This is a genomic window from Escherichia sp. E4385 (assembly GCF_963883145.1).
Taxonomy (GTDB): Bacteria; Pseudomonadota; Gammaproteobacteria; order Enterobacterales; family Enterobacteriaceae; genus Escherichia.
On record NZ_CAWOOJ010000013.1, the window covers coordinates 44,456 to 55,461 of the forward strand.

General features: G+C 52.9%; 10 protein-coding genes and 1 pseudogene. 9 read left to right on the top strand and 2 right to left on the bottom strand.

What is annotated here, in order from left to right:
* Window positions 1-22: 22 nt before the first annotated feature.
* The gene (locus AACS80_RS12345) at window positions 23-994 is read right to left on the bottom strand and encodes a M28 family metallopeptidase (RefSeq protein WP_138183808.1); all 972 of its coding nucleotides are present in this window, start codon (window positions 992-994) and stop codon (window positions 23-25) included.
* A gap of 137 nt (window positions 995-1,131) precedes the next feature.
* Between AACS80_RS12345 and AACS80_RS12350 the strand changes: the two are divergent.
* A pseudogene (locus AACS80_RS12350) lies at window positions 1,132-1,913 on the top strand (YfbK domain-containing protein).
* A 106-nt stretch (window positions 1,914-2,019) separates the two neighbouring features.
* On the opposite strand, the gene rbn reads toward AACS80_RS12350, so the two are convergent.
* Window positions 2,020-2,937 (bottom strand): ribonuclease BN, encoded by a 918-nt coding sequence (gene rbn / locus AACS80_RS12355; RefSeq protein ID WP_135410205.1) that lies wholly within the window; start codon window positions 2,935-2,937, stop codon window positions 2,020-2,022.
* Window positions 2,938-3,001: 64 nt separating this feature from the next.
* Between rbn and AACS80_RS12360 the strand changes: the two genes are divergently transcribed.
* From AACS80_RS12360 to menE, 8 genes are all read left to right on the top strand, one after another.
* On the top strand, window positions 3,002-3,463 hold the full coding sequence (locus AACS80_RS12360) for a GNAT family N-acetyltransferase (protein WP_131162033.1): 462 nt from the start codon (window positions 3,002-3,004) through the stop codon (window positions 3,461-3,463).
* A 54-nt stretch (window positions 3,464-3,517) separates the two neighbouring features.
* The gene (gene elaB / locus AACS80_RS12365; RefSeq protein ID WP_000070621.1) at window positions 3,518-3,823 is read left to right on the top strand and encodes a stress response protein ElaB; all 306 of its coding nucleotides are present in this window, start codon (window positions 3,518-3,520) and stop codon (window positions 3,821-3,823) included.
* A 78-nt stretch (window positions 3,824-3,901) separates the two neighbouring features.
* The gene (gene menF / locus AACS80_RS12370; RefSeq protein WP_135410204.1) at window positions 3,902-5,197 is read left to right on the top strand and encodes an isochorismate synthase MenF; all 1,296 of its coding nucleotides are present in this window, start codon (window positions 3,902-3,904) and stop codon (window positions 5,195-5,197) included.
* Between the two features lie 88 nt (window positions 5,198-5,285).
* A complete protein-coding gene (menD, locus tag AACS80_RS12375; RefSeq protein WP_135410203.1) occupies window positions 5,286-6,956 on the top strand; it encodes a 2-succinyl-5-enolpyruvyl-6-hydroxy-3-cyclohexene-1-carboxylic-acid synthase in 1,671 nt (556 codons plus the stop codon).
* Window positions 6,953-7,711 (top strand): 2-succinyl-6-hydroxy-2,4-cyclohexadiene-1-carboxylate synthase, encoded by a 759-nt coding sequence (menH, locus tag AACS80_RS12380; protein WP_135410202.1) that lies wholly within the window; start codon window positions 6,953-6,955, stop codon window positions 7,709-7,711. Before menD ends, menH begins: the two co-directional genes overlap by 4 nt.
* 14 nt (window positions 7,712-7,725) lie before the next feature.
* Complete coding sequence (menB, locus tag AACS80_RS12385) at window positions 7,726-8,583, top strand: 1,4-dihydroxy-2-naphthoyl-CoA synthase (protein ID WP_000639996.1); 858 nt, start codon at window positions 7,726-7,728, stop codon at window positions 8,581-8,583.
* On the top strand, window positions 8,583-9,545 hold the full coding sequence (gene menC / locus AACS80_RS12390) for an o-succinylbenzoate synthase (RefSeq protein WP_135410201.1): 963 nt from the start codon (window positions 8,583-8,585) through the stop codon (window positions 9,543-9,545). The genes menB and menC overlap by 1 nt, the downstream gene beginning before the upstream one ends.
* Window positions 9,542-10,897 carry an o-succinylbenzoate--CoA ligase gene (gene menE / locus AACS80_RS12395; protein WP_135410200.1) on the top strand — a complete coding sequence of 452 codons (1,356 nt, stop codon included), beginning with the start codon at window positions 9,542-9,544 and terminating at the stop codon, window positions 10,895-10,897. The genes menC and menE overlap by 4 nt, the downstream gene beginning before the upstream one ends.
* Window positions 10,898-11,006 lie beyond the last annotated feature (109 nt).

The window sequence follows — 11,006 nt, forward strand, 5'->3', positions numbered from 1 at the left end:
GATCTTCCTCGAGAAATTTTTATTATTTACTGTTTTGCAACAAGGTTATAACGCCATCCACCACCTGAGCCATTTTCTGATAATTGAGTCTGTCTGCGGTATCGCCAGGTAAGTGATATTGTTTATTACGATAAAAAGCGGTGTCAGTAATCATTACGGCGGGAATATCGTGTTGCCAATAATTAAGGTGGTCGGAGAAATCGATACCGGGAATAAAACCAGGTGCATTAATAGAATAAACAGGCAACTCTTTTGCTGATAACAACGCAGATTTTACCTGACGCACAGCGCTGATATCCTGCACTCTGCCGACGACAGCAATAAAATCACCATGGTCGGGATAAAGCCAGGACATGACAGAGTAAGGGTAATCCTGACTCCCTGGTGCGGAGTCGTAATAACCTATCATCTCCAGTGCTATCATTAATTTCACCGGACGCTCAAGCGAAGCGGCGTGTACCGCGCTCCCCATTTCATTGCTACGAAAGAAGGGCGGTTCTTCCGACGCATAGGCGACCAGTTGCACACCTATTTTCGGCGCTTGCTGCTGTAACAAACGTGCCAGTTCGAGTAATCCTGCCACACCGCTGGCGTTATCATCCGCTCCCGGCGTATAGGTTAATTGATTGTTTTCGTAACTACTGGCAGAGTCATAGTGCGCACCGATAATAATCTGTGGTCCATCGGTAGGACCATAATCAGCAACAATGTTTTTGTAGGGGCCACCAGTAATGGGGACATCCTGCCCGGTAACTCTGGCGCCGCTACTGACAAAGACCTCTTTTATATACTCTGCGGACCTATTCAGATTATCAATATTGTCGGCACTACGTGGATGCACAGTTTGTGTAAAATAACGAACTGTTTTTTCTAATTGCTCGGGACTTGCGTGCTGGGGCGTTGGTGGTAATGCATTGACCCAGGGTTGGTAAAAAACAATCAGAGGAAGTGAAAACAGGAACAATATAAAAAAGGAAAAGGTTATTTTTTTCATATATAAATTGTTGATAGGTTTCGTTGTTGAATCATTATTTGTTATAGGTTTCGAGATCGTATTTTATTAAGATTAGCCGGATTATACAAAGAGTCTATTTTATGTCTGGTGGTTGAGTTTATTTAAAAGGATTTTATATGCGAAATAAAAATATAATCATGTTGCTTATTAGTAGTTTGATTTTGTCAGGATGTGGGCCGGAATCTGATGATAAGGAAAGTCAGCAACAACAATCTACTACACCCACAGACCAGCAAGTACTTGCCGCGCAACAAGCGGCAACAAAAGTGGCGGAGCAAAGAGCCGCCGCCGCTAAAGCAAAAACCTTAGCCCAGCATGAAGCGCAACAATCCTCAGACAAACAGGCTTTGCAGGGGCGATTACAGGAAGCGCCAACATTTGAAAGAGCGGCTAAAGCAAAAGCTACACGTATCGCAAATCCAGGAACCGCTCGCTATCAGCAGTTCGATGATAATCCGGTTAAGCAGGTAGCGCAAAACCCGTTGGCGACGTTTAGCCTTGACGTCGACACCGGCAGCTAACTCTGAATGGGCAAAAAGCATCAATTGATAAGTTACGCTATGCCCCGGATAACAAATCAGCGAAATCAGATAAAGCGAAAGAACTGGCCTGGTTAAAGATTCGTTGGAAATACCCGCAGGGAAAAGAAAGTCAGTTAGTTGAATTCCCGTTGGCACCCACAATAAACGCACCGTCAGAAGATATGCGTTTTCGCGCAGCAGTCTCTGCGTATGGGCTAAAATTGCGCGGTTCTGAATACCTGAATAATACATCCTGGCAGCAGATCGAACAGTGGGCGCGGCAAGCAAAAGGACCGGATCAACAAGGCTACAGAGCGGAATTTATTCGTCTGATTGGGCTGGCGGAAGATCTGGACAATTCACAAAACTATAAATGATAAATCTGTTTGCCGGATATCGACATCAAGCGTATTCGGCAAACAGATGAAAAATAAATGCGTTGGCATCATTAAATTAATCTGCCAACTAACCACCGCTTTCGACTTAAATGCTAAACACCGCGAAATCGCTCGCCAGTTCAGTTGCCGGGAAAATCGTCCGGCACTCGTGTAACAAGTGCTGACAGCCTTTATCATCATAGCGTGAACTAACATGGGTAATGATTAGCTTACCGACACCAGCTTCACGGGCCAGTGCCGCCGCCTGGCGTGTGGAGCTGTGGCCGCGACTGTTGGCTTTGGCCTCCATCGCCAAATCCAGAGTCGCTTCGTGAACCATTACGTCGACACCTTTGGCCAGCGCCAGCGCGGCATCGCAAGGACCAGTATCGCCGAAAATGGCGATCGCTTTTCCTGGTGTAGGCGCGGCTAAGTAATCAGCGCCGTTAATCTGCCGACCGTCTTCCAGTGTGACAGTTTTTCCGGCTTTCAAATCCTGAAACAATGGGCCTGGCGGTACTCCTGCAGCCTTTAATGCCCGGGCATTCAGCGCACCAGGCTTATCATGTTCTTCTACGCGATAGCCGTAACATTCCAGCGGATGTTCCATCGGATAAGCTGTCACTTTACGCAAGCCATCATCAAGAATTTCGCCTGCGCTAATTTCAATAATCTCCAGTGGATAATCGGTCCACGAGCCACTAATGCGTAGCGCTGTCTCAACAAATTCACGGATACCTTTCGGACCATAAATGGTTAAGGGTTGCACAATACCTGACATGGAACGACTGCACAGCAAACCGGGCAGGCCGAAAAGATGATCGCCATGAAGATGGCTAATAAAAATCCTGTCCAGTTTGCCGGGATTAAACACCGTGTGCAGCATTTGGTGTTGAGTGCCTTCGCCACAGTCAAATAACCAAAGTCCGGCCTGGGTCGGATGTTGCAGATTAAGCAATATCGCCGTGACATTACGCGCCCGGGTCGGAACTCCCGCCGAAGTACCTAAGAAAATTAATTCCATAAGACCATCACATTTCTAAAAATAATCCGGCTAGTATAAGGCATACAACCAAAAGGAGCGCATCATGATCGACTGGCAGGATCTTCATCACTCTGAATTATCGGTTTCTCAGCTTTATACCTTATTACAACTGCGTTGTGCGGTATTCGTTGTCGAACAAAACTGTCCTTATCAGGATGTCGATGGTGACGATCTGGTAGGGGAAAATCGTCATATTCTCGGCTGGCAAAACGGGAAACTGGTAGCGTATGCGAGGATTCTGAAAAGTGATGATGATCTCGAACCGGTGGTGATTGGTCGGGTGATTGTCAGCGAAGCGTTGCGGGGCGAAAAAGTGGGGCAGCAATTGATGAGTAAGGTGCTGGAATCATGTACGCGCCACTGGCCGGACAAGGCGATTTATCTGGGAGCGCAGGCGCACTTACAAAACTTTTACCGCAGTTTTGGCTTTATCCCCGTAACGGATATCTACGAGGAAGATGGTATTCCCCACATTGGGATGGCGCGCGAAGTCATTCAGGCGTAATTGATAACCGTTGTCTATAGTTAGTGGCAGGTTTTAAGCAAATGGAGAACGAGAATGTCTAATCAATTTGGTGATACACGCATCGATGACGACCTGACGTTGCTGAGTGAAACACTGGAAGAAGTGCTGCGCTCCTCTGGCGATCCCGCCGATCAGAAATATGTTGAGCTGAAGGCGCGAGCAGAGAAGGCGCTGGATGATGTGAAAAAAAGAGTCAGTCAGGCTTCAGACAGCTATTACTATCGGGCGAAGCAAGCGGTTTATCGTGCCGACGACTACGTTCATGAAAAACCGTGGCAGGGGATTGGCGTTGGCGCTGCGGTTGGTTTGGTATTAGGACTGTTGCTGGCACGCCGTTAAAACCTCCCTACACTGGGGTACTGCATTTTTTTTGCAGTACCCCGTATAATGTGAGGCTTTTAACAGGGAGAGGTCCGCGTGCAATCACTCACTACGGCGCTGGAAAATCTATTGCGCCATCTGTCGCAAGAGTTTCCAGCGACGCCCGGCATTCGGGTTTTTGATGTTCCTTTCCCATTAAATGACGCCTTTGATGCCTTAAGCTGGCTGGCCAGCCAGCAAATGTATCCGCAATTTTACTGGCAACAACGCAATGGTGATGAAGAGGCTGCCGTGCTGGGTACAATAGCCAGCTTTTCGTCGCTGGCGCAGGCGCAGCGTTTTCTCCGACAATACCCGGATCACACCGACTTACGTATCTGGGGGCTGAATGCGTTTGACCCTTCCCAGGGCAATTTACTCCTCCCGCGGTTGGAATGGCGACGCTGTGCAGGCAAAGCGACCCTTCGACTGACCCTTTTCAGCGAAAACTCCCTTCAGCAAGACGCACATCAGGCAAAGGAATACATTGCTGCTCTGGCAAACATTAAACCGTTGCCAGCTCTGCATTTAACCATCATCCAAGAAAATCACTGGCCGGACAAATCAGCCTGGACGGGGTTAATTAAACTGGCGACAGACACCATTGCTGAAGGTGAACTGGATAAAGTGGTGTTGGCGCGGGCGACCGATCTGCATTTCTCCGATTCAGTTAACGCGGCGGCAATGATGGCTGCCAGCCGTCGGTTGAACCTGAACTGCTACCATTTCTACATGGCCTTTGATGGCGAAAGCGCGTTCCTGGGTTCATCTCCTGAGCGGCTTTGGCGGCGGCGTGACAAAGCGTTGCGTACTGAAGCACTGGCGGGAACGGTGGCGAATCATCCTGATGATAAACAGGCGCAGCAACTGGGCGAGTGGCTGATGGCGGATGATAAAAACCAGCGCGAGAATATGCTGGTGGTGGAAGATATCTGCCAGCGATTACAGAGCGACACCCAGGCGCTGGATGTTTTACCGCCGCAGGTGCTTCGTCTGCGTAAAGTGCAGCATCTGCGTCGCTGTATCTGGACCTCGCTTAATACGGCAGATGATGTGGTTTGTCTGCATCAGTTGCAGCCAACGGCAGCGGTGGCAGGTTTACCGCGCGATTTGGCACGGCAGTTCATCGCCCGGCACGAACCGTTTACCCGTGAATGGTATGCGGGTTCTGCGGGCTATCTCTCATTACAACAAAGCGAATTCTGCGTTTCCCTGCGCTCGGCGAAAATCAGTGGCAATGTCGTGCGATTGTATGCCGGAGCGGGTATTGTCCGAGGCTCAGACCCCGAACTGGAGTGGCAGGAAATCGACAACAAAGCGGCAGGACTGCGCACTTTATTACAATTGGAATAGTAATGAGTCGCATCATTACCGATTCATATCAATAATCTCTATTTGTAGCTCCTTATACTTAGCCGCAATATTGATACCGGACAAACTCATGTCAGTAAGCGCATTTAACCGACGCTGGGCGGCGGTCATTCTGGAAGCATTAACACGTCACGGCGTCAGACACGTCTGCATCGCCCCTGGCTCTCGTTCTACGCCATTAACTCTGGCGGCGGCGGAAAATTCCGCTTTCATTCATCACACTCATTTTGATGAGCGTGGGCTGGGGCATTTGGCGCTGGGGCTGGCGAAAGTCAGCAAGCAGCCGGTGGCGGTGATAGTGACTTCCGGCACGGCGGTAGCGAATCTCTATCCGGCACTGATTGAAGCTGGGTTAACCGGAGAAAAACTGATCCTGTTAACCGCCGATCGTCCTCCGGAATTGATTGACTGCGGCGCAAATCAGGCAATTCGTCAGCCGGGCATGTTCGCCTCTCATCCTACGCATAGCATTTCACTACCGCGCCCGACGCAGGATATTCCCGCCCGTTGGCTGGTTTCTACTATCGACCATGCTTTAGGCACGCTGCATGCGGGTGGAGTCCATATCAACTGCCCGTTTGCCGAACCGCTTTATGGCGAGATGGACGATACCGGACTTAGCTGGCAACAACGTCTTGGCGACTGGTGGCAGGGCGACAAACCGTGGCTGCGTGAAGCGCCTCGTCTTGAGAGCGAAAAACAGCGCGACTGGTTCTTCTGGCGGCAAAAGCGCGGCGTGGTGGTTGCCGGGCGCATGAGTGCGGAAGAGGGCAAAAAAGTTGCCCTGTGGGCGCAAACTCTTGGCTGGCCGCTGATTGGCGACGTTCTGTCGCAAACCGGGCAGCCGCTGCCGTGTGCCGATCTCTGGTTAGGCAATGCCAAAGCGACCAGCGAACTGCGACAGGCGCAGATTGTCGTGCAACTGGGGAGCAGCCTGACCGGCAAACGGTTACTGCAATGGCAGGCAAGCTGTGAACCAGAAGAGTACTGGATTGTTGATAACATCGAAGGGCAGCTTGACCCGGCACACCACCGTGGACGTCGCCTGGTCGCCAATATTGCCGACTGGCTGGAGCTGCATCCGGCTGAAAAACGCCAGCCCTGGTGCGTGGAGATCCCGCGTCTGGCTGAACAGGCAATGCAGGCAGTTGTTGCCCGTCGTGATGCGTTTGGCGAAGCACAACTGGCGCACCGCATCAGAGACTATTTGCCTGAACAGGGGCAACTGTTTGTCGGTAATAGCCTGGTGGTACGTTTGATCGATGCTCTCTCGCAACTTCCGGCAGGCTATCCGGTGTACAGCAACCGTGGGGCCAGCGGAATTGATGGGTTGCTCTCTACCGCCGCAGGCGTTCAGCGGGCCAGCGGCAAACCGACGCTGGCGATTGTGGGTGATCTCTCAGCACTTTACGATCTCAATGCGCTGGCGCTATTGCGTCAGGTTTCCGCGCCGCTGGTATTAATTGTGGTGAACAACAACGGCGGACAAATTTTCTCGCTGTTGCCGACGCCGAAAAGCGAGCGCGAGCGTTTCTATCTGATGCCGCAAAACGTCCATTTTGAGCACGCTGCCGCGATGTTTGAGCTGAAATATCATCGTCCGCAAAACTGGCAGGAACTTGAAACGGCACTTGCCGACGCCTGGCGCACTCCGACCACCACGGTGATTGAGATGGTGGTTAACGACACCGACGGCGCGCAAACCCTCCAGCAACTGCTGGCGCAGGTAAGCCATTTATGATCCTGCACGCACAGGCAAAACACGGCAAGCCAGGTTTACCCTGGCTGGTGTTTTTGCATGGTTTCTCCGGCGATTGCCTCGAATGGCAGGAAGTCGGCGAGGCGTTTGCAGACTACTCGCGGTTGTATGTTGATCTTCCAGGTCACGGCGGTTCGGCGGCAATTAGCGTCGATGGATTTGATGATGTCACCGACTTACTGCGTAAAACTTTGGTTAGTTACAACATCCTTAACTTCTGGCTGGTGGGGTACTCGCTCGGTGGACGGGTGGCGATGATGGCGGCTTGTCAGGGGATGGCGGGGCTTTGTGGCGTGATTGTCGAAGGTGGGCATCCCGGGCTGCAAAATGCTGAACAACGCACGGAACGTCAGCTTTCCGATCATCGCTGGGCGCAGCGTTTTCGCACAGAACCGTTAACGGCGGTATTTGCCGACTGGTATCAACAGCCTGTTTTTGCCTCGCTCAATGACGATCAACGCCGGGAGCTGGTGGCGCTGCGCAGCAACAATAACGGCGCAACCCTTGCCGCCATGCTGGAGGCCACTTCTCTCGCCGTCCAGCCTGATTTACGTGCTAACCTTAGCGCCCGCACATTTGCGTTTTATTATTTATGTGGTGAACGTGACAGCAAATTCCGCGCTCTGGCGGCGGAACTGGCTGCCGACTGCCATGTCATTCCTCGCGCCGGACATAACGCGCATCGGGAAAATCCCGCTGGCGTAATCGCAAGTCTGGCGCAGATCTTGCGTTTCTGACTAAAGGACACAATATGATTTATCCTGATGAAGCAATGCTTTACGCACCGGTTGAATGGCACGACTGCTCCGAAGGTTTCGAGGACATTCGTTATGAAAAATCCACCGACGGTATAGCAAAAATCACCATTAATCGTCCGCAGGTGCGCAATGCCTTCCGTCCTCTGACGGTAAAAGAGATGATCCAGGCGCTGGCGGATGCCCGTTATGACGACAACATCGGCGTGATCATTCTGACTGGCGCGGGCGATAAAGCGTTCTGCTCCGGCGGTGACCAGAAAGTACGTGGCGACTACGGCGGTTATAAAGATGATTCCGGCGTACATCACCTCAACGTGCTGGACTTCCAGCGTCAGATCCGTACCTGTCCGAAACCGGTTGTCGCGATGGTGGCTGGCTACTCCATCGGCGGCGGTCATGTTCTGCACATGATGTGCGACCTGACTATCGCGGCAGATAATGCCATCTTCGGTCAGACTGGCCCGAAAGTCGGTTCCTTCGACGGCGGCTGGGGCGCTTCCTACATGGCTCGCATCGTCGGGCAGAAAAAAGCGCGTGAAATCTGGTTCCTGTGCCGTCAGTACGATGCAAAACAGGCGCTGGATATGGGCCTTGTGAACACCGTGGTGCCGCTGGCCGATCTGGAAAAAGAGACCGTCCGCTGGTGCCGCGAAATGCTGCAAAACAGCCCGATGGCGCTGCGTTGCCTGAAAGCTGCACTGAACGCCGACTGTGACGGTCAGGCGGGTCTGCAGGAACTGGCGGGTAACGCCACCATGCTGTTCTACATGACGGAAGAAGGTCAGGAAGGTCGCAACGCCTTTAACCAGAAACGTCAGCCTGACTTCAGCAAATTTAAACGGAATCCGTAATGCGTAGCGCGCAGGTATACCGCTGGCAGATCCCCATGGACGCGGGGGTGGTTCTGCGCGACAGGCGGTTAAAAACCCGCGACGGGCTATACGTTTGCCTGCGTGAGGGCGAGCGCGAAGGGTGGGGGGAGATCTCCCCACTGCCGGGCTTCAGTCAGGAAACCTGGGAAGAGGCGCAAAGTGTGCTGCTTGCCTGGGTACATAACTGGCTGGCAGGCGATTGCGAGCTACCACAGATGCCTTCCGTCGCCTTTGGCGTAAGCTGCGCGCTGGCTGAACTGGCAGATACGCTCCCGCAGGCGGCCAATTACCGTGCTGCGCCGCTGTGTAATGGCGATCCGGACGATCTGATCCTCAAACTTGCCGATATGCCTGGCGAGAAAGTGGCGAAGGTCAAAGTGGGATTGTACGAAGCCGTGCGCGACGGCATGGTGGTCAATCTTTTGCTGGAGGCAATTCCGGATCTGCATTTGCGTCTTGACGCGAACCGCGCCTGGACGCCGCTGAAAGGCCAGCAGTTTGCCAAATACGTTAACCCGGACTATCGCCACCGCATCGCGTTTCTCGAAGAGCCGTGCAAAACCCGCGATGATTCGCGTGCATTTGCCCGTGAAACCGGCATTGCCATTGCCTGGGATGAAAGCCTGCGCGAGCCGGATTTTGCCTTTGTGGCGGAAGAGGGCGTGCGTGCGGTGGTGATCAAACCCACGCTCACGGGCAGCCTGGAGAAAGTCCGCGAGCAGGTGCAGGCGGCGCACGCGCTGGGGCTGACGGCGGTGATCAGTTCTTCCATCGAGTCGAGCTTAGGCTTAACGCAACTGGCGCGGATTGCTGCCTGGTTAACGCCAGACACCATTCCGGGGCTGGATACGCTGGATCTGATGCAGGCGCAGCAGGTTCGTTGCTGGCCGGGTAGCCCGCTGCCATTAGTGGAAGTTGATGCACTGGAGCGGCTGTTATGATCTTCTCTGACTGGCCGTGGCGTCACTGGCGGCAGGTGCGGGGAGAAGCCATCGCCTTACGTCTTAATGACGAGCAACTCAACTGGCGCAAGCTTTGTGCTCGCGTCGATGAATTAGCCTCCGGCTTTGCGGCGCAGGGTGTGGTTGAGGGCAGCGGCGTAATGTTGCGGGCGTGGAATACGCCGCAAACGCTGCTGGCCTGGCTGGCGTTACTGCAATGTGGGGCGCGGGTGCTGCCCGTGAATCCACAACTGCCGCAACCGTTGCTTGAGGAATTGCTGCCAAATCTCACTCTGCAATTTGCGCTGGTGCCGGAAGGGGAAAACACGTTTCCGGCGTTAACGTCGCTGCACATTCAGCTGGTTGAAGGCGCATATGTCGCTGCGTGGCAGCCGACGCGCCTGTGCTCAATGACGTTAACCTCTGGCTCCACTGGCTTGCCGAAAGCCGCAGTTCATACTTATCAGGCCCATCTTGCCAGTGCCGAAGGGGTGTTATCGCTGATTCAGTTTGGCGAGCATGATGACTGGCTGCTCTCTTTGCCGTTGTTTCACGTCTCTGGTCAGGGAATTATGTGGCGCTGGTTATACGCTGGTGCGCGGATGACGGTACGTGATAAACAGCCATTGGAGCAAATGCTGGCAGGCTGTACTCACGCTTCACTGGTGCCAACACAGCTCTGGCGTTTGCTGGTTAACCGCAGTTCAGTTTCCCTGAAAGCGGTGTTACTTGGCGGCGCGGCAATTCCGGTTGAGTTGACGGAGCAGGCGCGCGAGCAGGGCATTCGTTGCTTTTGCGGCTATGGTCTGACGGAGTTCGCTTCCACGGTTTGCGCGAAAGAAGCGGACGGCCTGGCTGACGTCGGTTCGCCGCTGCCGGGGCGGGAAGTGAAAATCGTTAATGATGAAGTGTGGCTGCGGGCTGCCAGTATGGCAGAAGGTTACTGGCGTAACGGGCAACTGGTGCCGCTGGTTAATGATGAAGGCTGGTACGCCACGCGCGATCGCGGTGAGATGCATAATGGCAAGCTGACCATTGTCGGACGTTTAGACAATCTGTTCTTCAGTGGTGGCGAAGGCATTCAGCCAGAAGAAGTCGAACGTGTGATTGCCGCGCATCCTGCGGTTTTGCAGGTGTTTATCGTCCCCGTTACTGACAAGGAGTTTGGTCATCGACCGGTAGCGGTGGTGGAGTATGACCACGAAACCGTTGATCTTAGCGAATGGGTGAAAGACAAGTTGGCCCGTTTTCAACAACCGGTGCGTTGGCTGACGCTTCCGCCGGAGCTGAAAAACGGCGGCATTAAGATTTCACGTCAGGCATTAAAAGAGTGGGTGCAACGCCAGTATTAAGAAATCATTAGTTTCATCTCTCATTTCCGCTATTCCATTGCCATTGATAATGAGTTTATCTGTTAATCTGTAAATTAATGTGACAATTCTTATCAGACAGGATAGTGCA